Source organism: Streptomyces qaidamensis, from assembly GCF_001611795.1.
GTDB classification, from domain to species: domain Bacteria; phylum Actinomycetota; class Actinomycetes; order Streptomycetales; family Streptomycetaceae; genus Streptomyces; species Streptomyces qaidamensis.
Map to the genome: position 1 here is coordinate 2387203 of NZ_CP015098.1, position 25287 is coordinate 2412489.

Below are 25287 nucleotides of genomic sequence, written 5' to 3' on the forward strand. Positions count from 1 at the left end.
ATGCCGCCGAACGCACCGGGAGCCTCCTGGGTACGGACCCGGCTGCGGGCCGCGCCCTGGCCCGCCGTGGTCTTCGGTGTGCTGGTGCTGGTCACGGCGTTCCTCGCGGCCGTCCTGCCCCGGGCTGTCGAGGCGTACGAGACGGACGGGCTGCGCGAGGCCGTCGCGAGTGCCGCGCCCGAGTCGACCGTGCTGGAGCTGAAGACGGAGCAGCCCGGTCTCAACCGTCCGGAGGAGGCCCGGGCCGCCGAGGTCCGGCCGGAGGCGCTCGCGGCGGTCGACGGCCGGGCGCGGGCGCTGCTGCCCGAGCCGCTGCGGGTGGACCCGGCCGAGTCGGCGTACGGGGTGCGGACCGGCAAGAGCCTTCAGGCGCTGGACGCGTGGCTGCCCCGGCCCGACGGGCTGCTGCCCCGCTTCACCCTGCTCGCGCAGTCGGGGGCGGCCGGTCACGCCACCGTGCGGGAGGGCCGGCTGCCCACCGCCGACGGCTCGGTGACCGTCGACACCCGGTCGGTGGAAGGGGCCGTGACCGCCGAGACGGCCCGCACGCTGCGGCTGCGGGCCGGCTCCACCCTCACCCTGGACGGCTTCACGGACGGACCGCTGACCGTCCGCGTCACCGGCGTCCTCCAGCCCCGGCACCCGGAGCGCAGCTACTGGTCCGCGGAACCGGTCCTGCGGACACCGGCCATGGCGAGCGACGGCGGCCGTCCGCCGCAGTTCTACTGGGAGGCGGGAGTCCTGCTCGCGCCGGGTGCCGCCCCGGCCCTGCTCGGCGGTCAGGGAGAGCCGGAGCGGTACTGGCGGTTCGCTCCCGCGACCGGGCGGCTGACCGGGGCGGACACCGCGGCCCTGGCCGACCGGATCGCGTCCCTGGAGGACGGGCCCGCCCTGGTGCGGATGCGGGCCGTCGCCGGTCCGACGGCGCAGCTGTCCACCGGCTTGGAGCAGGTCGTGGGCGCCTACGCGCAGACGCGTGACGCCGTCGCGCCCGTGGTCGCCGTGGCGGCCTTCGGGATCACCGCGGTCGCTTTCGTCGTCCTGCTGATGAGCGGTGGCCTCGCCGCCGCCCGCCGCGAGGGGGAACTCGCCCTGCTGCGGGCCAGGGGCGGCTCCCTGGGCGGCATCGCCGGGCGGCTGCTGGCCGAGAACGCGGTGCCTGCCGTGCCCGCGGCGGCGTGCGGTCTGCTGCTGGCCGTGCTCGTCGTGGACGAGGCCCGGCTGCTGCCCTCCGTACTCGGGGCGGGTGCCGTGGCGCTGCTCGCCTGTGCCGCGCTGCCGGTGCGCGCGGCGGTGGCGCATCGCAGGCCGAGGGCGCACCAGGGGCGCGACGACCTGGCCCGGGCCAGGCCAGGCGGGCGCCGCACGGTCGCCGAACTGACCCTGCTGGTACTGGCCGCCGGCTCGGTGCTGACGCTGCGCCGCCGCGGCCCGGGCGGGGACGGTGATCTGCTGGTGAGCGCCGCCCCGGTGCTCGTCGCCCTGGTGGCGGCGCTGGTCCTCGTCCGGCTGTATCCGCTGCCCCTGCGGTGGGCCGCGGGCCCGGCCGGGCGGCTGCGCGGGGTGGTGGGGTTCCTGTCGCTGGCCCGCGCGGGCCGCTCACCGGCGGCGGTCGCCACGCTGCCGCTGCTCGCCCTGCTGACGGCCCTGACGACGGCCGCGTTCGGGGGGTCCGTGCTGGCGGGCGTGGCGGACGCCCGGGACCGGGCCGCGCTGCTGGAGACGGGCGCGGACGCGCTGATCACCACCCCCGACGGCGCCCCTCTCCCGGCGGGACTGGCCCCGGCGGTACGGGGGGTGGCGGGTGTGCGGCAGGTGACGGCCGTGGGCGTCGAGTTCGCCTCGGAGGGCGCGTCCGACGAGGCGCGGTCGCTGACCGTGGCCGGGGTCGAGCCGGAGTCGTACGGGGAGCTGGCCGGGCGGATGGGACTCGGCGGCTTCGAGGCCGGCCGGCTGCGGATGCGGGACGGGGTGCTGGACGCGGTCGCCTCCCCGGAGGTCGCCGAGCGGCTCGGGCGGGCACCGCACCGGATCGTGACCGACGCCGGACCTCTCACGGTGCGGATCACCGCGGTGCGCCCCCGCACCCCGGCCGTCCCCGAGGGTGAGTTCCTCCTGGTCGACGCGGCGGGGCTGAAGGGCTCGGCAGGCCCGTCGACGCTGCTCGCGGCCGGTGCGGGGCTCGACACGAAGGCGCTCCGGGCGGCCGTGCGCGGCGCCGGTTCCGGCCTCTCGGTGACCCTGCGGAGCGAGGCACGGGCGGCGCTGTCCGACGCACCGTTGCAGGCCGGTGCCGAACGGATCTACCTCTGGGCCGTCGCCGCGGGCGCGGGCTATGCCGTGCTCGCCCTGGTGCTCGGCCTGGTGCGGTCCGCGCCGGAACGGGCCGCGCTGCTGGCCCGGCTGCGCACCCTCGGTATGACGACCCGCCAGGGGCGGCGCCTGCTCGGCCTGGAGGCGCTGCCCCAGACGCTGCTCGCCGCCGGCGGGGGCATGGCCGTCGGCTGGGCGACGGTGGGGCTGCTCGCCCCGGGCATCGACCTGGACCGGCTCGCCCTGGCGGACACGTCCGGCGTCACGCCACCGGATGCCGTGCTGCGGACCGACCTGTGGTCGCTGGCCCTGCCGGCCGCGGGCGCGATGCTGCTGGCGGGGGCGGTGGCCGTCGCGCAGGCCTGGTGGGCGGGGCGCCGGACACCGATCAGCCACCTCAGGGCAGGAGACATGCGATGAGCGGTACGACGGAGTCGCTGGAGGAGCTGGAGCGGCGGGTGGCGCGGCGCCGCGACCGGCCGGCGTACGGGCACGACGCCCTGATCGCGTGCGACCGGCTGGTGCGGATCTTCGCCCGGCGCGGCGGCGGGGACGCGGTGGAGGTGCAGGCCCTCCAGGGGCTCGATCTCCTGGTGCGGGAGGGTGAGTTGATGGCCCTGGTGGGAGCGTCCGGCAGCGGCAAGTCGACGTTGATGAACATCCTCGCGGGCCTGGACGTCCCGACCGCGGGCGCCGCCAAGGTCGCGGGCCGCGATCTGCTGACGATGGACGCGAAGGCGCGGCTGCGGTACCGGCGTGAGGTGGTGGGCTTCGTCTGGCAGCAGACGGCACGCAACCTGCTGCCGTACCTGACGGCCGCTCAGAACGTCGAGCTGCCCATGCAGCTGGCGGGCGTCTCCCGGCGGAAGCGGGCCGGGCGGGCGGACGAGCTGCTGTCGCTGCTCGGCGTCGCCGACTGCCGGGACCGGCGTCCGCAGGCGATGTCCGGCGGTCAGCAGCAGCGCGTCGCGATCGCCGTCGCCCTCGCCAACGCCCCCGCCGTCCTGCTCGCCGACGAGCCGACCGGCGAGCTGGACTCGGCGACCGGGCAGCAGGTCTTCGCGGCGTTCCGCCGGGCCAACGAGGAGCTGGGCACGACGATCGTGATCGTCACGCACGACCAGGCGGTCGCCGGTGAGGTCCGCCGCACGGTCGCGATCCGCGACGGCCGCACCTCGACGGAGGTGCTGCGCCGCACGGAGGTCGACGAGGCGGGCCGGGAGTCCCTGGTGGCCCGTGAGTACGCGATGCTCGACCGGGCGGGCCGCCTCCAGCTGCCGGCCGAGTACACGGCGGCCCTGGGCATGGCGGACCGGGTGCTGCTGGAGCTGGAGGAGGACCACATCCAGGTGTGGCCGGAGAGCAACGGGAACGGGAGCGGGAACGGCTGAGGCCATGCGACCGGGCGTCCACCGCCGGGTGGTAGCCGGTCTTCCCCGACCAGCGCGGGATCGGCCTCCTGTGCCTGGGCGACCCGCCGGTGGACACTCGCGGACGTCGGCGTACGCTTACGCGCCCCTGGACCGGCGCCGCGCGCCGGTGCGGACGGGGTCGTACGCCGGGCCGCTGATGCTCCAGGCGGCCGGGACGGCGGGGAACGTGACGGAGCTGACAGGCAGGGTGATCCCAGTGAAGCGTGCCGGTGTGGCGTTCTCCGTCGCCGCGATCGCCGCGGCGTCGGCCTACTTCCTCGTACCCGCGGACTCCGCCGAGCCCACGGCGAAACCCCCCGTGTCCGCCGCCCAGGCGGCCCGTGAGGAGGCCAAGGACCGGGCCGAGCAGGAGCGGGCGGAGGACGACAAGGTGATCGCCGGGCTGCCCGCGGGCCTGGCCGCCCCGGAGAAGAAGGAGCTGGCGCAGCGGATCGTCGCGAGCGCCCACCAGTCGACGCTGAACTGGCGTACCCTCTACGGCTCCATCGAGGACCTGGAGGACGGGCGGGGCTACACCGCCGGGGTCGCCGGCTTCTGCACCGGCACCCACGACCTGCTCGCCCTGGTCGAGCACTACACCGAAACCCACCCGGACAACGGCCTGGCCCGCTACCTGCCGGCCCTGCGCGAGGTCGACGGCACGGACTCCCACGAGGGCCTGGACCCCGGCTTCACCGCGGCCTGGAAGGCGGAGGCGAAGCTTCCGGCCTTCCGCAGGGCCCAGGACGAGCACCGTGACCGTGTCTCCTTCGACCCGGCGGTCCGCCTCGCCAAGCTGGACGGCCTGGGCACGCTCGGCCAGTTCGTCTACTACGACGCTCTGATCTTCCACGGCCCCGACGCCGGCCCCGAGGGCTTCTACGGCCTGCGCGAACGCGCGCTGCGCGGGGCGGACACACCGGCCGAGGGCGGCAGCGAGAAGGCGTACCTGGACGCCTTCCTCGACATCCGCCGCACCGCCATGGCCACCGAACACACGGACACGAGCCGCGTCGACACCGCCCAGCGCCGTTTCCTGAACGAGGGCAACCTGCGTCTCGAGACGCCGCTGGAGTGGGCCGTCTACGGGGACACGTACAAGGTGCCGTGACCAGGGCCCGTACAGGGTGTCGTGGCCGACGGGGGAAAGCGACAGCGCCTGCCCGCTCGTCCGGTCGGGGACTGTTGGGCAGACGCTGTCGGTGTTCCGCACGCCGTTGTGCGGGACGTCTTGTGAGGTGCTGTCAGACCATCAGCGCGCGGTCCGTCGGACGGATCGGCGCCGGCAGCTCGCTCGTGCCCGTGAGGGCACGGTCCACCCCGCGTGCCGCCGAGCGGCCCTCCGCGATGGCCCAGACGATGAGCGACTGGCCGCGGCCGGCGTCACCGGCGACGAACACGCCCGGCACGTTGGTCCGGAAGTCGGCGTCGCGGGCGATGTTGCCGCGCTCGTCGAGCTCCAGGCCGAACTGCTCGACCAGGCCGTTGTCCCGGTCGGTGCCGGTGAAGCCCATGGCGAGGGTGACCAGCTGGGCGGGGATCTTGCGCTCCGTGCCCGGCTTCTGGGTCAGCTTGCCGTCGATGAACTCCACCTCGGTGAGGTGCAGCCACTGGACGTTGCCGTCCTCGTCGCCCTCGAAGTGGGTCGTCGAGACCGAGTAGACCCGCTCGCCGCCCTCCTCGTGCGCCGAGGTGACCTTGTACAGCATGGGGAAGGTCGGCCAGGGCTGGTTGGTGGGGTGCCGCTCCTCGCCCGGGCGGGGCATGATCTCCAGCTGCGTGACGGACGCCGCGCCCTGGCGGTGGGCGGTGCCGACGCAGTCCGCGCCGGTGTCGCCGCCGCCGATGACCACGACGTGCTTGCCCTCGGCCGAGATCGGAGTGGTGACGTAGTCGCCCTCCTGGACCTTGTTGGCCAGCGGCAGGTACTCCATGGCCTGGTAGATGCCCTTGAGCTCGCGCCCGGGCACCGGCAGGTCACGGGCCGTGGTGGCGCCGACGGCCAGGACGACCGCGTCGTAGCGCTTCTTCAGGTCCGTGGCCTTGAGGTCGCGGCCGATCTCGATGCCGGTGCGGAAGCGGGTGCCCTCCGCGCGCATCTGCTCGATACGGCGGTTGATGTGCCGCTTCTCCATCTTGAACTCGGGGATGCCGTAGCGCAGGAGGCCTCCGATGCGGTCCGCGCGCTCGTAGACGGCGACCGTGTGGCCGGCCCGGGTCAGCTGCTGGGCGGCGGCGAGACCCGCCGGGCCGGAGCCGATGACCGCGACGGTCTTGCCGGACAGGCGCTCCGGGATCTGCGGGGCGACGTCCCCGGTCTCCCACGCCTTGTCGATGATCGAGACCTCGACGTTCTTGATGGTGACCGGCGGCTGGTTGATGCCGAGCACACACGCCGACTCACAGGGAGCGGGGCACAGGCGGCCCGTGAACTCCGGGAAGTTGTTCGTCGCGTGCAGACGCTCCGAAGCCGCCGCCCAGTCCTCGCGGTAGGCGTAGTCGTTCCACTCGGGGATCAGGTTCCCGAGCGGGCAGCCGTTGTGGCAGAACGGGATGCCGCAGTCCATGCAGCGGCTGGCCTGCTTGCTGATGATCGGCAGCAGCGAGCCGGGGACGTAGACCTCGTTCCAGTCCCGGACGCGCTCCTCGACGGGGCGGGACCTGGCGAGTTCGCGCCCGTGGTTCAGGAAGCCCTTCGGGTCAGCCATTGATCGCCGCCTCCATCATCTTCTCGTGGGTCTCGGTCTCGGAGAGACCGGCTCGCTCGGCGGCTTCCTTGGCGGCGAGCACTGCCTTGTACGTGCTGGGGATGATCCTGCTGAAGCGCTCGACGGCGGTGTCCCACTCGGCCAGGAGCTTCTCGGCGACGGTCGAGCCCGTCTCCTCCTGGTGGCGGCGGACCACGTCGTGCAGCCACTGCTTGTCGGTGTCGTCGAGCGGCTCGACGGCGTCCAGGTTGCCGGCGTTGACGTTGTCGGGGTCCAGGTCGATCACGTACGCGATGCCGCCGGACATGCCGGCCGCGAAGTTGCGGCCCGTCTCGCCGAGCACCACGGCGTGGCCGCCGGTCATGTACTCGCAGCCGTGGTCGCCCACGCCCTCGGAGACGACCGTCGCGCCGGAGTTGCGGACGCAGAACCGCTCACCGGTCTTGCCGCGCAGGAACATCTCGCCGCCGGTGGCGCCGTAGCCGATGGTGTTGCCGGCGATGACGCTGTACTCGGCGAGGTGGTCGGCCGCGCGGTCCGGGCGGACGACGATCCGGCCGCCCGAGAGGCCCTTGCCGACGTAGTCGTTGGCATCGCCCTCCAGGCGCAGCGTGACACCGCGCGGCACGAAGGCGCCGAAGGACTGGCCCGCGGAGCCGGTGAAGGTGATGTCGATGGTGTCGTCGGGCAAGCCCGCGCCACCGAACTTCTTCGTCACCTCGTGGCCGAGCATGGTGCCGACCGTGCGGTTGATGTTGCGGATCTGCACCTGGGCGCGCACCGGCTGGGCGTCGGTGGCGCCGGACGCGGCGAGCGCGTCGGCGGCCAGCTTGATCAGCTCGTTGTCGAGCGCCTTCTCCAGGCCGTGGTCCTGCGCGATGACCTGGTGGCGCACCGCACCCTCGGGCAGCTCGGGCACGTGGAACAGCGGCTCCAGGTTCAGGCCCTGCGCCTTCCAGTGGTCGACGGCCCGCGTGACGTCGAGGGCCTCGGCGTGGCCGACGGCTTCCTCGATGGAGCGGAAGCCCAGCTCGGCGAGGATCTCGCGGACCTCTTCGGCGATGAACCGGAAGAAGTTCACGACGTACTCGGCCTTGCCGTTGTACCGCTCGCGCAGGACCGGGTTCTGCGTGGCGATGCCGACCGGGCAGGTGTCGAGGTGGCAGACGCGCATCATGACGCAGCCGGAGACGACGAGCGGCGCGGTCGCGAAACCGAACTCCTCGGCGCCGAGCAGCGCGGCGATGACGACGTCACGGCCGGTCTTCAGCTGGCCGTCGGTCTGCACGACGATGCGGTCGCGCAGGCCGTTGAGCAGCAGCGTCTGCTGGGTCTCGGCGAGGCCGAGCTCCCACGGGCCGCCGGCGTGCTTCAGCGAGGTGAGCGGGGAGGCGCCCGTGCCGCCGTCGTGACCGGAGATCAGCACGACGTCCGCGTGGGCCTTGGACACACCCGCGGCGACCGTGCCGACGCCGACCTCGGAGACCAGCTTCACGTGAATCCGCGCCTGCGGGTTCGCGTTCTTCAGGTCGTGGATCAGCTGGGCCAGGTCCTCGATGGAGTAGATGTCGTGGTGCGGCGGCGGGGAGATCAGTCCGACGCCCGGGGTCGAGTGCCGGGTCTTGGCGACCCACGGGTAGACCTTGTGGCCGGGCAGCTGGCCGCCCTCGCCGGGCTTGGCGCCCTGGGCCATCTTGATCTGGATGTCGTCGGAGTTGACCAGGTACTCGGAGGTCACACCGAAGCGGCCGGAGGCGACCTGCTTGATGGACGACCGGCGGGCCGGGTCGTACAGGCGCTCCGGGTCCTCGCCGCCCTCACCGGTGTTGGACTTGCCGCCCAGCTGGTTCATGGCGATGGCGAGGGTCTCGTGCGCCTCCTGCGAGATGGAGCCGTACGACATGGCGCCGGTCGAGAACCGCTTGACGATCTCGGAGACCGGCTCGACCTCGTCGATGGAGATCGGCTGCCGGTCCGAGGTGAAGCCGAACAGGCCGCGCAGCGTCATCAGCCGCTCGGACTGCTCGTTCACGCGCTCGGTGTACTTCTTGAAGATGTCGTACTTGCCGGAGCGCGTGGAGTGCTGGAGGCGGAAGACCGTCTCCGGGTCGAACAGGTGCGGCTCGCCCTCGCGGCGCCACTGGTACTCGCCGCCTATGTCCAGCGCGCGGTGCGCCGGGGCGATGCCGGAGGCCGGGTAGGCCTTGGCGTGCCGGGCGGCGACCTCCTTGGCGACGACGTCGATGCCGACACCGCCGATCTTGGTGGCCGTGCCGTTGAAGTACTTCGCGACGAAGGCCTCGTCGAGACCGACGGCCTCGAAGACCTGGGCGCCGCGGTAGGAGGCGACGGTCGAGATGCCCATCTTGGACATGACCTTCAGCACGCCCTTGCCGAGGGCGTAGATCAGGTTGCGGATGGCCTGCTCGGGCTCGATGCCGGGCAGGAACGTCCCTGCGCGGACCAGGTCCTCGACGGACTCCATCGCCAGGTACGGGTTGACGGCGGCGGCGCCGTAGCCGATGAGCAGGGCGACGTGGTGGACCTCGCGGACGTCACCGGCCTCGACCAGCAGGCCCACCTGGGTGCGCTGCTTGGTGCGGATGAGGTGGTGGTGGACGGCCGCGGTGAGCAGCAGCGACGGGATCGGCGCGTGCTCGGCGTCCGAGTGGCGGTCCGACAGGACGATCAGGCGGGCGCCGTTGTCGATGGCGGCGTCGGCCTCGGCGCAGATCTCCTCGATCCGCGCGGCCAGCGCGTCACCGCCGCCGTGCACCCGGTACAGGCCGGACAGCGTCGCGGCCTTGAAGCCGGGCATGTCACCGTCGGCGTTGATGTGGATGAGCTTGGCCAGCTCGTCGTTGTCGATCACCGGGAAGGGCAGCAGGACGCTGCGGCAGGACGCGGCCGACGGCTCCAGCAGGTTGCCCTGGGGGCCCAGCGAGGAGCGCAGGGAGGTGACCAGTTCCTCGCGGATGGCGTCCAGCGGCGGGTTGGTGACCTGCGCGAACAGCTGGGTGAAGTAGTCGAAGAGCAGACGCGGGCGGTCCGACAGCGCGGCGATCGGCGAGTCGGTGCCCATCGAGCCGATCGGCTCGGCACCGGCCTTGGCCATCGGCGCGAGGATGACGCGCAGCTCCTCCTCGGTGTAGCCGAAGGTCTGCTGGCGGCGGGTGACCGAGGCGTGGGTGTGCACGATGTGTTCGCGCTCGGGCAGGTCGGACAGCTCGATCTCGCCGGCCTCCACCCACTCCGCGTACGGGTTCTCGGCGGCGAGCTCGGCCTTGATCTCGTCGTCCTCGATGATGCGGTGCTCGGCGGTGTCGACGAGGAACATGCGGCCGGGCTGGAGGCGGCCCTTGCGGACGACCTTGGACGGGTCGATGTCCAGGACGCCGACCTCGGAGCCGAGGACGACGAGGCCGTCGTCGGTGACCCAGTAGCGGCCGGGGCGCAGGCCGTTGCGGTCGAGGACCGCGCCGACCTGGGTGCCGTCGGTGAAGGTGACACAGGCCGGGCCGTCCCAGGGCTCCATCATCGTGGAGTGGAACTGGTAGAAGGCGCGCCGGGCCGGGTCCATGGAGTCGTGGTTCTCCCACGCCTCCGGGATCATCATCAGCACGGAGTGCGGCAGCGAACGGCCGCCCAGGTGCAGCAGCTCCAGGACCTCGTCGAAGGAAGCGGAGTCGGAGGCGTCCGGCGTACAGACCGGGAAGATCCGGTCGATGGCCTTGTCGTCGGAGCCGAACAGGTCCGAGACGAGCTGCGACTCGCGGGCGACCATCCAGTTGCGGTTGCCCTTGACGGTGTTGATCTCACCGTTGTGCGCGACGAAGCGGTAGGGGTGGGCCAGCGGCCACGAGGGGAACGTGTTCGTCGAGAACCGGGAGTGCACGAGCGCGATCGCGGAGGCGAAGCGGCGGTCGGACAGGTCCGGGAAGAAGGGCTCCAGCTGGCCGGTGGTCAGCATGCCCTTGTAGACGATGGTCCGCGCGGACAGCGAGGGGAAGTACACGCCGGCCTCGCGCTCGGCGCGCTTGCGCAGCACGAAGGCCTTGCGGTCGAGGGCGATGCCCTCCGAGGTGCCGTCGCTGACGAAGATCTGGCGGAAGACCGGCATGGTCGACCGGGCCGTGGCGCCCAGCAGCTGCGGAGCGACGGGCACCTCGCGCCAGCCGAGGACGGTCAGGCCCTCGTCGGCGGCGATCGTCTCGATCTGCGAGACGGCGTCGGTGGCGGTGTCCTCCGGCAGGAAGGCGATGCCGACGGCGTAGGAACCCGCATCGGGGAGCTCGAATCCGGCCACGTCACGGAAGAAGGCGTCCGGGACCTGCGACAGGATGCCGGCGCCGTCGCCGGAGTCGGGCTCCGAGCCGGTGGCGCCGCGGTGTTCGAGGTTGCGCAGGACGGTCAGGGCCTGCTCGACCAGGGTGTGGGACGCCTCGCCGGTAAGAGTGGCGACGAAGCCGACGCCGCAGGCGTCGTGCTCGTTGCGGGGGTCGTACATACCCTGCGCAGCAGGGCGAGCATCCATGAAGGACCAGTTCTGGCCATTCGCGGAATGCTGGGACGGCTGGCGCGGCGTACGCATCGGCTCTCCCGTCGTCGTCATCTGGCATATGTGCACGTGCCGAGGGACGACGTTGGCCCTCGCGTGATCGCAAAATTTCGTGCAGGTTACATGATGGAGCGGTTCTCGGGAACCGGGATAATCCGTTCCAGCATGCGGACACTGCGGGTTCGCGGCGGGGGTGCCGCACCAGCAGCGGAAGCTATGGAGGGACCGCACGGAACGACCGGGTCAGATCGGTTTCCGTCGGCCCGGGGAGCGGGACAGGCGTCTTCGCCCGACCGCTGGGGCGCGCGGCGGGCGTCGTTGCCCGCAGCGCTTGGGGCTCATGCCCGGTGGCCACACATCCGAAACCCACGAGTAACGGCTACTTATGCGGCCCCTCGCATAGATCCGAGCCGCGCTATCCTACGGCCGTTCCGAACAAGGTGCCCAGGGCGTACGTCACACCGGCCGCCGCGCCTCCCAGGAACAGCTGCCGCAAACCGCTGTACCACCAGGTGCGCGCCGTCACCCTGGCCACCACCGCACCGCACAGGAAGAGCCCCAGCAGCGCCAGCAGCACCGCGGGCCACATGCTGCTCGCTCCCAGCAGATAGGGCAGGACGGGAATCAGCGCGCCCAGCGCGAAGGACCCGAAACTCGACACCGCGGCCACGGTCGGCGAGGGCAGATCTCCGGGGTCGATGCCCAGCTCCTCGCGGGCGTGGATCTCCAGCGCCTGCTCGGGATCCTTCGACAGCTGCCGGGCCACCTCGCGGGCCAGTCGCTGCTCGACGCCCCGCGATTCGTAGAGGGCGGCGAGCTCGGCCTCCTCGTCCTTGGGGTGCTTGCGCAGCTGGCGCCGCTCCACGTCCAGCTCGGCCTCGACGAGCTCGCGCTGCGAGGCGACGGAGGTGTACTCGCCGGCGGCCATGGAGAAGGCGCCGGCGGCCAGGCCCGCGAGCCCGCTGAGGACGACGGTGTGCTGGCCTGCCGCCCCGCCGGCGACACCGGTCATCAGGGCGAGGTTGGAGACGAGGCCGTCCATCGCACCGAACACCGCGGGACGCAGCCAGCCGCCGTTCACGTCCCGGTGCGTGTGGTTGTCCCGGTGCGCCTCGTGCAGCGTCGCCTCGGTCTCGATGATGGCCATGGAAGATCCCCACTCCCCGTTCTTTGGACAGGTTCCAGAGTTTTACAACACTAAAACTACGCCCAGAATCCCGTCGTCGCCAGCAAGGAAAGGCTGCGCTAACCTGCGGTTTTGCCGTTTCACGCTCAGTTGATGATCAGTGTGCGCAGATGTCGACCGGGTGATGCTGGGGCTCGTGAGGCTCGGCGGCGCCACCGGAGTGGGACACATGCCGTATGGCATCGATCGCCTGCATCCCCTCCGTGCCGGCGCCCGGTGACGCCGCCGGACTTCGCGAACGGGCCCGCGGCGCGCTGCTGGGCCTGGCCGTCGGTGACGCCCTCGGGGCACCGGCCGAGAACATGAAGCCCTCGGAGATCCGCGCCCGGTGGGGCCGGATCACCGGGTACGTCGCCGAGAAGCCGGCGGGCACGGACGACACCGAGTACGCGATCTTCTCCGGCCTCCTGCTGGCCCGGCACGGCTCCGCGCTGACCCCGGCCCATGTGGAGGCGGCCTGGCACGAGTGGATCGCCGACCGCGACGAGGGGCCCTTCCGGGGCGCCGGCTTCAGCGAACGCGGCACCCTGGAGAACCTGCGCCGCGGCCTGGCCGCCCCCATCTCCGCCCAGCACCGGCACGCCTGGAGCGACGGTCTGGCCATGCGCGCGGCCCCCTCCGGGGTGTTCGCGGCGGGCCGTCCGGCGGAGGCGGCCCGGCTGGTCGCGATCGACGGCTCGGTGAGCCACGACGGCGAGGGCATCTACGGCGGCCAGGCGGTGGCGGCGGGCGTCGCGGCGGCGATGGCCGGTGCCCCGCCGACCGCGGTCGTGGCCGCGGCCCTCGCGGTCGTACCCGACGACTCCTGGACGGCCCGCAGCCTGCGCCGCGCGGTGGTCGTGGCGCACCGCGGGGAACGCGCGGTGCGCTCCGCGGTCGTCATCGGCGGCTACCCCTGGACCGACCTGGCCCCCGAGGCGGTCGCCCTCGCCTTCGGCGCGTACGCGGCGGCCGACGGCGACTTCGAACAGTCCGTCCTGACGGCGGTGAACATGGGCCGGGACGCGGACACGACGGCGGCGGTGGCGGGGGCGCTGGCGGGTGCGACCCGGGGAGTGTCGGCGATCCCGCAGGCCTGGAGGGCCCCCATCGGCCCGGTCCACGGCAGATGCCTCCCGGCGATGGCGGGCTACCACGTCCTGGACGTGGCGGACCTGCTGACACCGACGGAGGTTCTCCCGTGACGACGTACGAAGCGGAAGCCGCCGACGGCGACATCGCCCCACGGGAGACGAGGGCCCCTCGGGTGACAGTTCCGGGCGGTGCGCGGGTGGGAGACAAACCGGCCGAAGGCGAAGCCGAGGCCACAAGACGGCCCGAAGGTCTCCTGCTCGGCCTGGCCGCCGGCGACGCCGCCGGCTGGCCCGCGGCCCGCCACAGAGCCGCCCGCATGCCCGACTGGACCCGCCGCCTCACCCGCGAACTGGACACCTTCGCCGAACACAACGCGACAACGACCCTGCCCGTGCCCATCGCCCTGAACCAGTCCCCGGAGCCCCTCCGGCTGGGCCCCTCGGACGACGCCGAGTGGGCGGCGTTCGCCGCGGAGGCCCTCCTCCGCGCAGGCGACGACACCGTCCTGAACGACCTCAGCCGGGAACGCCGCACCCGCGCCGCCATCGACCTCACCTGGAACGCCCTCGCCAGTGAGGTCGCCGCGGCAGCGGACCGCGCCCCCGAGATCGAGTCCGCCGTCCTCCCCCTGCGCGCCCGCATCTCCGTCCGCGCCGGCCTCGGCAACCTCGCCACCGGCCTGCGCCCGCCCGCCACCGGCCACGACAACCCGCACTACTTCGACGACGCGGCCTGCGTACGCGCCTGTGTCCTGGCCGTGGCCCACCCCGGCGACCCCCGCCGCGCCGCCGACCTCGCCGAGTTCGACGCCCGATACACCCAGGACGGCGACGGCGTCCACGGCGCCCGCGCGATGGCGGCGGCGCTCGCCCTCGCCCTGGCCGGCGCGCACACCGACGCCTGTGTCACCGCCGCGCTCGCCGAACTCCCCCAGGAGACGGAGATCGGCCGCAACGCCCGGCACGCCCTGCGGCTCGCCGCCGACGCGGACAGCGCCTTCGCCCTCGTCCCGCCTCTGGAGCACCAGATCGTCGACCACGTCTACAGCTACGGCATCGCCGCCGCCGAGACGGTCCCGGTCGCCCTCGCCCTGGCCACCGCGGCCCGCGGCCGCATCGCGGAGGCGATCCCCGCGGCGGCCTGCCTGTCCCGCGTCGCCGACTCCGCCCCGGCCCTGGCGGGCGCCCTCACCGGCGCCCTGGGCGGCGGCGCGTCGATCCCCGCCGCCTGGCGGGAGACCTGCCGCACCCTCTCCGGCTGCGTCCTGCCCCGCCTCACCGGCACGGACCTCGTGGAACTCGCCGGACTCCTGGAAGCCGTACAACCGGCCCGTCCGGGTGGATGATGCGGCCATGCAGCCCAAACCGCATCAAAATGCCACCCTGGACGAGCGGGTCACCGGAGCACTGGTCGGAGCAGCGGTCGGCGACGCGCTCGGCGGTCCCGTCGAGGGCTACTCGCCCGAGCAGATCCTCGAACGCCACGGCGGCCGCGTCCACGGCATCGTCGGCCCCTGGCACGGCGACGACTGGCGCACGGCCCGCCCCCTCGCCCCCTACCACAAGGGCGACGGCCACGTCACCGACGACACCTTGATGACCCACGCCCTGGTCCGCGTCTACACGCGGGTCCGTGACCACCTCGACGCCTACGCGATCGCCGACCACCTGGTCCCCGACCTGATGACCGAGCCGCGCTGGATCCCGGAACTGGAGGCCGAGGCCCTCCCCCTCCAGCGGATCTTCCTGGCGGAGAAGTGGCTGGTGACGAGGATCCACTACGGCCACGCCGACCCGCGCGAGGCCGGCACCGGCAACATCGTCAACTGCGGCGCGGCGATGTACATGGCCCCGGTCGGCCTGGTCAACGCGGCGGACCCGCGGGCCGCGTACGCCGAGGCCCTCGACGTCGCCGGCGCGCACCAGTCGTCGTACGGCCGTGAGGCGGCGGGCGTCCTGGCGGCGGCGGTGGCGGCGGCGTGCACGCCGGGCGCGACCCCCGACTCGGTCGTCTCGGCGTGCCTCTCCCTCGCGAAGGACGGCACCCGGGCCGCGATCGAGCGGGTCTGCGAGGAGGCGTCCCGCCACACGGACTTCGAGTCGGCACTGCGCCCGTTGCGCGAGGCGGTCGCCCCCTACGACACGGTCGGCCCCGACTACCGGTCCCCTTCCCTCGGCGCCCGCCGCCCTTCCCGCGTGCACGCGATCGAGGAACTCCCCGTGGCCCTGGGCATGTTGCTCGTGGCCCGGGGCGACTACCGGCACGCGATCCTCGGCGCGGTGAACTACGGCCGCGACTGCGACTCCATCGCCACCATGGCCGGTGCCCTGGCGGGCGCCCTGGGCTCACCGGTCCCGGAGGACTGGGCCAAGACGGTCGCGGAAGCCAGCCGCCTGGACCTCTGGGAGCCGGCGACCGCCCTCACCGCCGCGGCCCGCGAGATCTTCGCCCGGGACGTGGCCCGCCGACGCACCCACGAGCAGGCCTTCGCATCCCTCGGAGGCCGGCAATGCTCCGACTGACCTGGGTCCAGCCGGAGGACCTGATCGGCCACGAACTCCGCCAGGCGGCCCAGGACGGCCGCGAACCGAAGGCCGTCGCAGCCCGCTGGCGAGCGGCGGGCGGCCCGGAGGCCCCGGCCACCGCGGGCGCGTCCCCCACCCCGGCATCCCGCTACCTGCGCCGGCTGGCGGAAGACCTTCTGGACGAACTGGCCGATCTCCCGAGCGCGTTGGCGGACGACGAACCGACGGACCTGGGGAGGATCCGCTCCGCCTGCCCCGACTGGCCGGAGCCCGCGGGCACCCCGGCCGGCATCACCCCGCACCGCCTCGAAGCCGCCTGGCTCGGCCGCGCCACCGGCTGCCTCCTGGGCAAACCGGTCGAGAAGCTCCCCCTCGACGCCATCCGCAGACTCGCCCGGGCCACCGGCAACTGGCCCCTCACCACCTTCTTCACCGCCCGGGGCGTCCCGGCGGAACTCCTCGAAGAACACCCCTGGAACCGCCGCTCGGCATCCACCTCCCTCGCCGAGAACATCGACGGCATGCCCGAGGACGACGACCTCAACTACCCCCTCCTCAACCTCGTCCTCCTCCAGCGCCACGGCAGGAACTTCACCACCACGGACGTGGCCCGTACCTGGCTCGACGAACTCCCCGCCGGCCGCACGTTCACCGCCGAGCGCGTCGCCTACCGCAACCTGCTCAAGGGCCTGGAACCCCCGCACACCGCCCGCCACCGCAACCCGTTCCGCGAGTGGATCGGCGCCCTGATCCGCGCCGACGTCCACGGCTGGACCAACCCCGGCCGCCCGGCCGCGGCAGCCGAGCAGGCCCACCGGGACGCGACCCTCACGCACACCGCCAACGGCGTCTACGCGGCGATGTTCACGGCGGCCGTCATCGCCGCGGCGGCGACCGGCGACCACGACGTCCACGCGTGCCTGCGCACCGGTCTCACCGTCGTCCCCCCACGCTCCCGCCTGGCCCGTGCCGTCCGCCACGCCGTTCAACTCGCGAACGAACAGCCGGACTTCGACACGGTCGTCGACGCACTCCACGCCACCTACACCGCCACCCACCACTGGGTGCACGCCGTCCCCAACACCGCCCTCGTCGCCGCCGCCCTCACCCACGCGGACGGCGACTTCACCGGCTCGATCTGCCGTGCCGTCAGCGGCGGCTGGGACACCGACTCGGGCGGCGCGACGGCCGGCGGTGTCGCCGGGCTGCTGGCCGGACACCCCGCGGCACTCCCCGACCGCTGGACGGCGCCCCTGAAGAACCGGCTGTCGACATCCGTCGGCGACTTCAACGGCATCGGCTTCGACACCCTCGCCCACCTCACGCACCGGGAGACCCTCCGCCCATGACCGCGCCCACGACAGCGCCCCTCACCGGCCTGCGCGTCCTCGACCTCGCCACCCTCTTCGCCGGCCCGATGGCCGCCACCCTGCTCGGCGACTTCGGCGCCGAGGTCGTCAAGATCGAGCACCCGACAAAGCCGGACCCCTCCCGCGGCCACGGCCCCTCGAAGGACGGCGTGGGCTTGTGGTGGAAGATGCTCGGCCGCAACAAGCGCACCATGACCCTCGACCTGTCGAAGCCCGGCGGTCGCGCCACCCTCCTGCGCCTGGCCGCCGGCACCGACGTGATCATCGAGAACTTCCGCCCCGGCACCCTGGAGAAGTGGGACCTGGGCTGGCCGGAGCTGTCGGCCGTCAACCCCCGCCTGGTCCTGGCCCGCGTCACCGGCTTCGGCCAGTTCGGCCCCTACGCCCACCGCCCCGGCTTCGGCACCCTCGCCGAGGCGATGAGCGGCTTCGCCGCGATCACCGGCGAACCGGACGCGCCCCCGACCCTCCCGCCGTTCGGCCTGGCCGACTCCATCGCGGGCCTGACGACGGCGTACGCGGTGATGACGGCCCTCGCGGCCCGCGAGCGCACCGGCGAGGGCCAGGTCGTCGACCTGGCCCTGATCGAACCGATCCTGGCCGCCCTCGGCCCCCAGCCCCTCTGGTTCGACCAGCTCGGGCACGTCCAGCCCCGCACCGGCAACCGCTCCCCCAACAACGCCCCGCGCGGCGTCTACCGCACCGCGGACGGCACCTGGGTCGCGGTCTCCACCTCGGCCCAGTCGGTCGCGGAACGCGTGCTGCGCCTGGTCGGCCGCCCGGAACTGATCGACGAGCCCTGGTTCGCCTCGGGCGCCGACCGCGCCCGGCACGCCGACGTCCTGGACGAGGCGGTCGGCGGCTGGATCGCCGCGCGCACCCGCACCGACGTCCTGGCCGCCTTCGAGAAGGCCGAGGCGGCGGTGGCCCCGGTCCAGGACGTCCGGGACGTGATGACGGACCCGCAGTACCAGGCCCTGGACACCATCACCACCGTCGACGACCCCGAGCTCGGCCCGCTGCGCATGCAGAACGTCCTCTTCCGGCTCTCCGCCACGCCCGGCGCGATCCGCTGGGCCGGCCGCCCGCACGGCGCCGACACCGACGAGGTCCTGACCGAGCTGGGCCTCACCCCGGACGACGTCACGGCGCTGCGCGCGGAGGGCGCCCTGTGACGGCGTTCCCGCTCACCTGGCTCTACGCCCCCGGCGACCGCCCCCACGTGGTGGCGAAGGCCCTCACCTCCGGCGCCGACGTCGTCGTGATCGACCTGGAGGACGCGGTCGCCCCCGACCGCAAGGCCTACGCCCGCGCGGCCACCGCCGACCTGCTCGCCGGCCCGCCGGCCGTCCCGGTCCACGTACGCGTCAACGCCCTGGACGGCCCCTGGGGCGAGCAGGACATCGCGGCCCTGGCCCCGGCCCCCGGGCTCTCCGGTCTCCGCCTCGCCAAGATCACCTCACCCGCCGGCATCACCCACGTGGCACGCCGAGCCGCTCGGACCGACCTGTACGCCCTGCTGGAGACGGCCCTCGCCGTGGAGCGGGCGTACGCCATCGCGTCCGCCCATCCGAACCTGCGCGGTATCGCCCTCGGCGAGGCCGACCTGCAGGCCGACCTCGGCATGCGCGACGACACGGGCCTCGACTGGCCCCGCTCCCGGGTGGTCGTGGCGGCCCGGGCCGCCGGTCTGCCCCCGCCGCCCCAGTCCGTCCACCCGGACACCCGCGATCTGGACGGGCTGGCCGCCTCCTGCGCCCACGGCCGTGCCCTGGGCTTCCTCGGCCGCGCCGCGATCCACCCCCGCCAGCTCCCGGTGATCGAACGCGCCTTCCTGCCCACGGAGGCGGACATCGAGCGGGCGGAGACGGTCCTCAAGGCGGCCGCCGCGGAGCAGGGCGCCCAGGCCCTCCCGGACGGCCGCTTCGTCGACGCGGCGGTGGTGACGGCCGCCCGGCGCACCCTGTCCCTGGCGCGCCGCCGCTGACATGCCGAGAGCGCCCGGGAGGACTCCCGGGCGCTCTCGGCATGTCACATGGGGCGGGCCGTCAGGTCTTCTTCCCGGACCCGGCCTCGTTCTTGGCCGGGTCCGTCGCGGGCCCGTCCGCGACCTCTTCGTCCTTGCCGGTGTCCCCGGAGTTCTCATCGCTGCCGGCGTCCTCACCGGAGGCCGCGGCACCCGGTTCCACGACGTCCTCCCGCCCGGGCCGCTTCTTCGACGACACCACCAGGTACGTCACCGCGAGCAGGAACACCAGGATCGCGGTCCACACGTTCAGCCGGAGGCCCAGGATGTGGTGGGCGTCGTCGACCCGCATGTACTCGATCCACGCCCGGCCCGTGCAGTACGCGGCGACGTACAGCGCGAACGCCCGGCCGTGCCCCAGCCGGAAGCGGCGGTCCGCCCAGATGACCAGGAACGCCACGCCGATGCACCACAGCGACTCGTACAGGAACGTCGGGTGGTAGGTGCCCGGGACCCGCCCGTCCGCCGAGGAGGTGATCTCCAGGGCCCAGGGAAGATCGGTGGGCTTGCCGTACAGCTCCTGGTTGAACCAGTTGCCCCAGCGGCCGATCGCCTGGGCGAAGGCGATGCCGGGGGCGATGGCGTCGGCGTAAGCGGGCAGCGGGATGCCACGGCGGCGGCAGCCGATCCAGGCGCCCACCGCGCCGAGCGCGATCGCGCCCCAGATGCCGAGGCCGCCCTCCCAGATCTTGAAGGCGTCCACCCAGTCGCGGCCCTCGCTGAAGTACAGCTCGTAGTCCGTGATCACGTGGTAGAGGCGGCCGCCGACGAGGCCGAAGGGCACGGCCCAGACAGCGATGTCGGCCACCGTGCCGGCCCGCCCGCCCCGGGCGATCCAGCGCTTGTTGCCGAGCCAGACCGCGACGAAGACGCCGATGATGATGCAGAACGCGTAGCCGCGCAGCGGAATGGGGCCGAGATACAGCACCCCGCGCGACGGGCTGGGAATGAAGGCAAGTTCCATGGCAAGGTCGACGCTACCGTGCCGCGCCGGGCCGGGGGCGGGCGGCCCGGCTACGGGTCCATAACGGGGGCGTGAGAAGTTCTTACCCCTGGTTCGCCTCCTGCACCATCTGCTTCAGCTTGGCCGGCGTCATCGTCCGGTCCTGGTAGATGTTCTTGCCGTCGAACAGCACGGTGGGCGTGCCCGAGAAGTCGCCCTTGTCGAAGGCCTGGTGGGACTTGGCGACCCAGCCGTTGTGCTTGCCGTCCTCGACGCACGCGCGGAAGGCCGGGGTGTCCAGGCCGTCGACCTTGCCGGCCAGTTCGATCAGCTTGCCGTTGTCCGCGTAGGCGTCGTCGACCTCCGGGGGCTGGTTGTCGAAGAGCACGTCGTGGTACGCGGGGAACTTCCCGGCGTCCTGGGCGCAGGCGGCGGCGTTGGCGGCGTTGCGGGAGCCGGTGCCGCGCATGTTGCCGTCGATGAGGGTGACCAGGTGGTACTCGACCTTCAGCTGACCGGCGTTCGTCAGCTCGTGGATCACCGGCCGGTACGCCGTCTCGAAGGACTTGCACGCGGGGCAGCGGAAGTCCTCCCACACCGTGAGCGTGGACTTGGCGCTGTCCTTGCCGACCGGGATCGCGAGGCCGTCCTTGCCCTGCGCTCCCGAGGGGGCCACGACCGGGCCCGAGGCCTCGCTGTCGTCGTCCTTGCCGACGTTGGCCGCGACGACGCCGATCACCGCCGCGAGTCCCAGGACGGCGACGACGGCGCCGCCCACGATCAGCGCGCGCCGGCGCTTGTCCGCGGACTTCTGCTTCTCGCGCTCGACCGCCAGCTTCTCCCGGGCGGTGCGCTTTCCCTCACGGTTCTTCTCGCTCACACCCCGGAAACGAACCGGGGAGGCGCACCGCGCCTCCCCGGCCCCAGGTCCACCCGTACGAGGGACCTGTATGACTTCCGGCGTTCTTACGCCTGTCCGCGCACGCCCTTGGCGAGGTCACCGGCGAGGACGCGCACGGCCTCCACACCGGCCGCGTCGTCCGGGGCGTCCAGCATGGCCTTGACGAAGGCCGAGCCGACGATCACGCCGTCGGCGAAGCCCGCGACCTCGGCGGCCTGGGCGGGGTTGGAGACGCCGAGCCCGACGCAGACCGGGAGGCCCGTCCCCGTGGCCCGGGTGCGTTCCACCAGGTCCTGGGCCTGATTGCTGACGCTGGCGCGGGTGCCGGTGACGCCCATGAGGGAGGCGGCGTAGACGAAGCCGCTGCCCGCCGCGGTGATCTGCGCGAGCCGCTCGTCCTTGCTGCTGGGCGCGACGACGAAGACGGTGGCGAGACCGTGCTTCTCCGCGTGCTCCCTCCACAGTGCGGACTCCTGCACGGGCAGGTCGGGCAGGATGCACCCGGCGCCGCCCGCCTCGGCGAGCTCGGCGGTGAACCGCTCGACGCCGTAGCGGTCGATGGGGTTCCAGTACGTCATGACGAGGATGGGCTTGCCGGTGGCGGCGTGCGCCTCGCGGACCGTGCGCATCACGTCGGCGATCTTGACGCCGCCGCGCAGGGCGATGTCGTCGGCGGTCTGGATGACCGGGCCGTCGAGGACGGGGTCGCTGTGCGGCAGGCCCACCTCGACGACGTCGGCGCCGCCGTCGATGACGGCCTTGATCGCCTCGATGCCGCCGTCCACGGTCGGGAACCCGGCCGGGAGGTAGGCGATGAGGGCGGAGCGCCCTTCGGACTTCGCCGCGGCGAGGGTGTCGCTCAACAGCTGGATGTTCCCGCTCACTTGGCGTCCCCTTCGATCTCGGCGGTGCCGGAGGCGTCCTCGGCGACCTCGGCGTCGGTGTCGTACAGGCCGAAGTAGCGCGCGGCGGTGTCCATGTCCTTGTCGCCGCGGCCGGACAGGTTGACCACGATCAGCCCGTCCTCGCCCAGCTCCCTGCCGACCTCCAGGGCCCCGGCCAGCGCGTGGGCGCTCTCGATGGCCGGGATGATGCCCTCGGTGCGCGACAGCAGGCGCAGGGCCTGCATCGCCGCGTCGTCGGTGACCGCGCGGTACTCGCCGCGGCCGGAGTCCTTCAGGTACGAGTGCTCCGGGCCGATGCCCGGGTAGTCCAGACCGGCCGAGATCGAGTACGGCTCGGTGATCTGGCCCTCCTCGTCCTGGAGGACGTAGGAGCGGGAGCCGTGCAGGATGCCGGGTTCGCCGGCGGTGAGGGTCGCGGCGTGCTCCCCGGTCTCGACGCCGTGCCCGGCCGGCTCGCAGCCGATGAGACGGACGTCGGCGTCCGGGATGAAGGCGTGGAAGAGACCGATGGCGTTGGAACCGCCGCCGACACAGGCGACGGCCGCGTCGGGCAGGCGTCCGGCGCGCTCCAGGAGCTGGCGGCGGGTCTCGACGCCGATGACCCGGTGGAAGTCGCGGACCATGGCCGGGAAGGGGTGCGGTCCGGCGACGGTGCCGAAGAGGTAGTGGGTGTGGTCGACGTTGGCGACCCAGTCGCGGAAGGCCTCGTTGATGGCGTCCTTCAGCGTGCGGCTGCCGGACTTCACCGCGATGACCTCGGCGCCGAGCATGCGCATCCGGGCCACGTTGAGAGCCTGGCGCCGGGTGTCGATCTCGCCCATGTAGATCGTGCAGTCGAGGCCGAACAGCGCACAGGCGGTGGCCGTGGCGACGCCGTGCTGTCCGGCGCCCGTCTCGGCGATGACCCGGGTCTTGCCCATGCGCTTGGTGAGCAGGGCCTGGCCGAGGACGTTGTTGATCTTGTGGGATCCGGTGTGGTTGAGGTCTTCCCGCTTCAGGAAGATCCGGGCGCCGCCCGCTTCCGCGGCGAAGCGGGGAACCTCGGTGAGCGCCGAGGGACGGCCGGTGTAGTTGACCAGGAGGTCGTCGAGTTCCCTGGCGAACTCGGGGTCGTGCTTGGCCTTGTCGTACTCGACGGCCACCTCGTCGACGGCTGCGACGAGGGCCTCGGGGATGAACTTGCCGCCGAACGCCCCGAAGTAGCCTTCGGGGCTGGGGGTTTGACCCTCGGGGTCGGGGATGAAGAACTGGCTGGGCATGCGAATACCTCACGGTGAGTGTGTGTTGATCACTGATCGCCGTGGGGGCGAGGACGGTCTGTCGGCTGCGGGCCCGTCGGGGCTGGTCGCGCAGTTCCCCGCGCCCCTAGAGGGCGCGCTGCCATCGCATGCCGTTGACCTGCCCGGGTTCGTCACCGATGACGTACCGGACGCGGCGGCCGTGGACACGGCGCGCGGGCGCGCGGCAGCCGCGGGGGCGGCAGCCGCGCGCGAGGCGGGCGTACCGGTCCACGGTCGTCAGGGTGGCAGTCATCGGGGCAAGCCTAGCGGGTGATCAGCTCCGGCCGTGCCGGAGTGCGGGGTGCTCGCCGGCCGCCACCAGGTCCGAGACCGCCGTCCTCGGGTCCTTGCCGGTGACGAGGGACTCGCCGACCAGCACCGCGTCGGCGCCGGCGTTGGCGTAGGCGATGAGGTCGTGCGGACCCCGGACGCCGGATTCGGCGATCTTGATGATGTGATCGGGGATCTCCGGCGCCACCCGCTCGAAGGTGCCGCGGTCGACCTCCAGGGTCTTGAGGTTGCGCGCGTTGACACCGATCACGCGGGCGCCGGCGTCGACCGCGCGCTCGACCTCGTCCTCGTCGTGCACCTCGACGAGCGGCGTGAGCCCGATGGACTCGGCGCGCTCGATGAGGGATTCCAGGGCGGGCTGGTCGAGGGCGGCGACGATCAGCAGCACCACGTCGGCGCCGTAGGCGCGGGCCTCCCACAGCTGGTACGACGTGACGATGAAGTCCTTGCGCAGCACCGGGATGTCCACCCGGGCGCGGACCGCCTCCAGGTCGGCGAGCGAGCCGCCGAAGCGGCGCTCCTCGGTGAGGACGGAGATGACGGCCGCGCCGCCCGCCTCGTAGTCCGCGGCGAGTCCGGCCGGGTCGGCGATCGCGGCCAGCGCGCCCTTGGACGGGCTGGAGCGCTTGACCTCGCAGATGACCTTGACGCCGTCGCCGCGCAGTGCGGCCGCGCCGTCCTTGGCCGCGGGCGCCTTCGCCGCGCGCTCCTTGAGCTCGTCGAGGCTGACGCGCGCCTGCCGCTCCGCGAGGTCGGCACGGACTCCGTCGATGATCTCGTCGAGCACACTCACGCGAGCGGCCCCCTTCCAGACTCTTGACCGTTCCAGCGACCGATCAGGAAACCGATGGCCACTGCGATGGTATCCGCAGCGGGGCGTAGGCCTCGCATCCGGTTGACGCCGGTCCCACTACTCGGACATCAGCCTGTTGATCAAGGATGGAGCCAGCCACCGAAGGGCAGGTTCCGGACAACCGTGAAGACCAGCAGCAACGCTCCGAGGCTCCACACCAGCCCCGGACGGGGGTCGATCCGCAGCGGCCGCCCGCGGACCGCGCGCACCACCCATACGGTCCACAGCACGGCGAAGCCCAGATAGCCGAGGGTCGCGAGGGCGTTGGCGTGCAGCGCCGCCAGGAGGTCCCCGTGGACGAAGGCGTGCGCGCTGCGCAGGCCGCCGCAGCCGGGGCAGTAGAGGCCGGTGTAGCGCAGCAGCGGGCAGGCGGGGTAGTGGCCGGGTTCGTTGGGGTCCACGGTGCCCACGTAGGCGAAGGCGGCGGCGGCGGCCGCGAGCACCCCGGCGGGGACGGCCAGGCGGCTCGGGACGCTCGGCGTCACCCTTCGGCTCTCGACGTTCACGGTACGCATTGTGCCCCGCGCACGCGTGAGGGGCGGTTCCGGCACTCCTGTGCCGGCCGCCCCTCACGCGAGGACGTGCCGTGGCGCGGGATCAGCTCCCGGCGCCGGCCGGCTCACGGTCGCCGGTCATCCGGTGCGGCTGGTGCGCTTCCTTGGGCTGGCCGAGGCCCATCATCCGCATGATGCCGCCGACGACACCGCCGAGCAGTACGACCACCATGCCCGCCCAGAAGCCCACCGGCTGGTCCAGCACCATGAACGCGCCCGAGACGCAGAAACCGATGAAGGCGATCGTGACACCGGTCCAGGCGGCCGGGGTGTGACCGTGGCTGCTGCCCGCCATTGCTTGCTCCTCGTTGCTGTGTGCGTGTCTGAGCAGGACGCTCGGGCCCATTGTCCCGCACGCACGCCCGCGCGGTGAGCGGGGGTACTCCCC

19 protein-coding genes and 1 pseudogene are annotated in these 25287 nt (G+C 73.0%); 9 read left to right on the forward strand and 11 right to left on the reverse strand.

Going from position 1 to position 25287, the window contains the following annotated elements; genetic code table 11:
- The 3 genes from A4E84_RS10460 (at nucleotide 1) to A4E84_RS10470 (ending at nucleotide 4836) form a co-directional block, all read left to right on the forward strand.
- The gene (locus tag A4E84_RS10460; protein WP_062926291.1) at nucleotides 1–2733 is read left to right on the forward strand and encodes a thioesterase domain-containing protein; all 2733 of its coding nucleotides are present in this window, start codon (nucleotides 1–3) and stop codon (nucleotides 2731–2733) included.
- Nucleotides 2730–3704 (forward strand): ABC transporter ATP-binding protein, encoded by a 975-nt coding sequence (locus A4E84_RS10465; RefSeq protein ID WP_062926292.1) that lies wholly within the window; start codon nucleotides 2730–2732, stop codon nucleotides 3702–3704. The genes A4E84_RS10460 and A4E84_RS10465 overlap by 4 nt, the downstream gene beginning before the upstream one ends.
- A 238-nt stretch (nucleotides 3705–3942) precedes the next feature.
- On the forward strand, nucleotides 3943–4836 hold the full coding sequence (locus A4E84_RS10470; protein WP_062931388.1) for a chitosanase: 894 nt from the start codon (nucleotides 3943–3945) through the stop codon (nucleotides 4834–4836).
- A gap of 133 nt (nucleotides 4837–4969) precedes the next feature.
- Here A4E84_RS10470 and A4E84_RS10475 read toward each other — a convergent pair whose 3' ends face one another.
- The 3 genes from A4E84_RS10475 to A4E84_RS10485 form a co-directional block, all read right to left on the reverse strand.
- Nucleotides 4970–6433 carry a glutamate synthase subunit beta gene (locus tag A4E84_RS10475; RefSeq protein ID WP_062926293.1) on the reverse strand — a complete coding sequence of 488 codons (1464 nt, stop codon included), beginning with the start codon at nucleotides 6431–6433 and terminating at the stop codon, nucleotides 4970–4972.
- Complete coding sequence (gltB, locus tag A4E84_RS10480; RefSeq protein WP_079128928.1) at nucleotides 6426–11024, reverse strand: glutamate synthase large subunit; 4599 nt, start codon at nucleotides 11022–11024, stop codon at nucleotides 6426–6428. Before gltB ends, A4E84_RS10475 begins: the two co-directional genes overlap by 8 nt.
- A gap of 382 nt (nucleotides 11025–11406) precedes the next feature.
- Nucleotides 11407–12138, reverse strand: coding sequence for a VIT1/CCC1 transporter family protein (locus A4E84_RS10485; protein ID WP_062926295.1), 732 nt, complete (start codon nucleotides 12136–12138; stop codon nucleotides 11407–11409).
- Between the two features lie 215 nt (nucleotides 12139–12353).
- Here A4E84_RS10485 and A4E84_RS10490 point away from each other — a divergent pair, with 215 nt between their 5' ends.
- Genes A4E84_RS10490 through A4E84_RS10515 form a run of 6 tightly spaced genes read left to right on the forward strand, consistent with a single transcriptional unit; the run spans nucleotide 12354 to nucleotide 19133 of the window.
- Nucleotides 12354–13361, forward strand: coding sequence for an ADP-ribosylglycohydrolase family protein (locus tag A4E84_RS10490; protein ID WP_062926296.1), 1008 nt, complete (start codon nucleotides 12354–12356; stop codon nucleotides 13359–13361).
- Entirely contained in the window at nucleotides 13286–14596 is a 1311-nt protein-coding gene (locus tag A4E84_RS10495; RefSeq protein ID WP_418082194.1) for an ADP-ribosylglycohydrolase family protein, read from the forward strand. The genes A4E84_RS10490 and A4E84_RS10495 overlap by 76 nt, the downstream gene beginning before the upstream one ends.
- 7 nt (nucleotides 14597–14603) lie before the next feature.
- Nucleotides 14604–15773, forward strand: coding sequence for an ADP-ribosylglycohydrolase family protein (locus A4E84_RS10500; protein WP_062926297.1), 1170 nt, complete (start codon nucleotides 14604–14606; stop codon nucleotides 15771–15773).
- Nucleotides 15761–17125: an ADP-ribosylglycohydrolase family protein gene (locus A4E84_RS10505; RefSeq protein WP_062926298.1), complete on the forward strand. Its 1365-nt coding sequence runs from the start codon at nucleotides 15761–15763 to the stop codon at nucleotides 17123–17125. Before A4E84_RS10500 ends, A4E84_RS10505 begins: the two co-directional genes overlap by 13 nt.
- On the forward strand, nucleotides 17122–18321 hold the full coding sequence (locus A4E84_RS10510) for a CaiB/BaiF CoA transferase family protein (protein ID WP_062926299.1): 1200 nt from the start codon (nucleotides 17122–17124) through the stop codon (nucleotides 18319–18321). Before A4E84_RS10505 ends, A4E84_RS10510 begins: the two co-directional genes overlap by 4 nt.
- Entirely contained in the window at nucleotides 18318–19133 is an 816-nt protein-coding gene (locus A4E84_RS10515; RefSeq protein ID WP_062926300.1) for an HpcH/HpaI aldolase/citrate lyase family protein, read from the forward strand. The genes A4E84_RS10510 and A4E84_RS10515 overlap by 4 nt, the downstream gene beginning before the upstream one ends.
- 61 nt (nucleotides 19134–19194) lie before the next feature.
- Here A4E84_RS10515 and lgt read toward each other — a convergent pair whose 3' ends face one another.
- From lgt to A4E84_RS10550, 8 genes and pseudogenes are all read right to left on the reverse strand, one after another.
- The gene (gene lgt, locus A4E84_RS10520; RefSeq protein ID WP_062926301.1) at nucleotides 19195–20136 is read right to left on the reverse strand and encodes a prolipoprotein diacylglyceryl transferase; all 942 of its coding nucleotides are present in this window, start codon (nucleotides 20134–20136) and stop codon (nucleotides 19195–19197) included.
- An 82-nt stretch (nucleotides 20137–20218) separates the two neighbouring features.
- The gene (locus A4E84_RS10525) at nucleotides 20219–20995 is read right to left on the reverse strand and encodes a DsbA family protein (RefSeq protein WP_062926302.1); all 777 of its coding nucleotides are present in this window, start codon (nucleotides 20993–20995) and stop codon (nucleotides 20219–20221) included.
- An 86-nt stretch (nucleotides 20996–21081) separates the two neighbouring features.
- The gene (gene trpA, locus A4E84_RS10530; protein WP_062926303.1) at nucleotides 21082–21900 is read right to left on the reverse strand and encodes a tryptophan synthase subunit alpha; all 819 of its coding nucleotides are present in this window, start codon (nucleotides 21898–21900) and stop codon (nucleotides 21082–21084) included.
- Nucleotides 21897–23180, reverse strand: a complete 1284-nt coding sequence (gene trpB, locus A4E84_RS10535; RefSeq protein WP_062926304.1) for a tryptophan synthase subunit beta — start codon at nucleotides 23178–23180, stop codon at nucleotides 21897–21899. The genes trpA and trpB overlap by 4 nt, the downstream gene beginning before the upstream one ends.
- A 9-nt stretch (nucleotides 23181–23189) precedes the next feature.
- Nucleotides 23190–23454: pseudogene (gene trpM, locus A4E84_RS45705) on the reverse strand (tryptophan biosynthesis modulator TrpM).
- 21 nt (nucleotides 23455–23475) lie between these two features.
- Complete coding sequence (gene trpC, locus A4E84_RS10540) at nucleotides 23476–24285, reverse strand: indole-3-glycerol phosphate synthase TrpC (RefSeq protein WP_030848367.1); 810 nt, start codon at nucleotides 24283–24285, stop codon at nucleotides 23476–23478.
- Between the two features lie 140 nt (nucleotides 24286–24425).
- Nucleotides 24426–24860 (reverse strand): DUF2752 domain-containing protein, encoded by a 435-nt coding sequence (locus tag A4E84_RS10545; protein WP_062926305.1) that lies wholly within the window; start codon nucleotides 24858–24860, stop codon nucleotides 24426–24428.
- 82 nt (nucleotides 24861–24942) lie between these two features.
- A complete protein-coding gene (locus tag A4E84_RS10550; RefSeq protein ID WP_062926306.1) occupies nucleotides 24943–25194 on the reverse strand; it encodes an HGxxPAAW family protein in 252 nt (83 codons plus the stop codon).
- Between the last annotated feature and the right edge of the window lie 93 nt (nucleotides 25195–25287).

Bases quoted from the DNA above. Each gene is read 5' to 3' on its own strand.
- A4E84_RS10460 (WP_062926291.1), top strand. From the start codon at position 1: ATGCCGCCGAACGCACCGGGAGCCTCCTGGGTACGGACCCGGCTGCGG.
- A4E84_RS10465 (WP_062926292.1), top strand. From the start codon at position 2,730: ATGAGCGGTACGACGGAGTCGCTGGAGGAGCTGGAGCGGCGGGTGGCG.
- A4E84_RS10475 (WP_062926293.1), bottom strand. From the start codon at position 6,433: ATGGCTGACCCGAAGGGCTTCCTGAACCACGGGCGCGAACTCGCCAGG.
- gltB (WP_079128928.1), bottom strand. From the start codon at position 11,024: ATGCGTACGCCGCGCCAGCCGTCCCAGCATTCCGCGAATGGCCAGAAC.
- A4E84_RS10485 (WP_062926295.1), bottom strand. From the start codon at position 12,138: ATGGCCATCATCGAGACCGAGGCGACGCTGCACGAGGCGCACCGGGAC.
- A4E84_RS10490 (WP_062926296.1), top strand. From the start codon at position 12,354: ATGGCATCGATCGCCTGCATCCCCTCCGTGCCGGCGCCCGGTGACGCC.
- A4E84_RS10495 (WP_418082194.1), top strand. From the start codon at position 13,286: ATGCCTCCCGGCGATGGCGGGCTACCACGTCCTGGACGTGGCGGACCT.
- A4E84_RS10500 (WP_062926297.1), top strand. From the start codon at position 14,604: ATGCAGCCCAAACCGCATCAAAATGCCACCCTGGACGAGCGGGTCACC.
- A4E84_RS10505 (WP_062926298.1), top strand. From the start codon at position 15,761: ATGCTCCGACTGACCTGGGTCCAGCCGGAGGACCTGATCGGCCACGAA.
- A4E84_RS10510 (WP_062926299.1), top strand. From the start codon at position 17,122: ATGACCGCGCCCACGACAGCGCCCCTCACCGGCCTGCGCGTCCTCGAC.
- lgt (WP_062926301.1), bottom strand. From the start codon at position 20,136: ATGGAACTTGCCTTCATTCCCAGCCCGTCGCGCGGGGTGCTGTATCTC.
- trpB (WP_062926304.1), bottom strand. From the start codon at position 23,180: ATGCCCAGCCAGTTCTTCATCCCCGACCCCGAGGGTCAAACCCCCAGC.
- A4E84_RS10545 (WP_062926305.1), bottom strand. From the start codon at position 24,860: ATGCGTACCGTGAACGTCGAGAGCCGAAGGGTGACGCCGAGCGTCCCG.
- A4E84_RS10550 (WP_062926306.1), bottom strand. From the start codon at position 25,194: ATGGCGGGCAGCAGCCACGGTCACACCCCGGCCGCCTGGACCGGTGTC.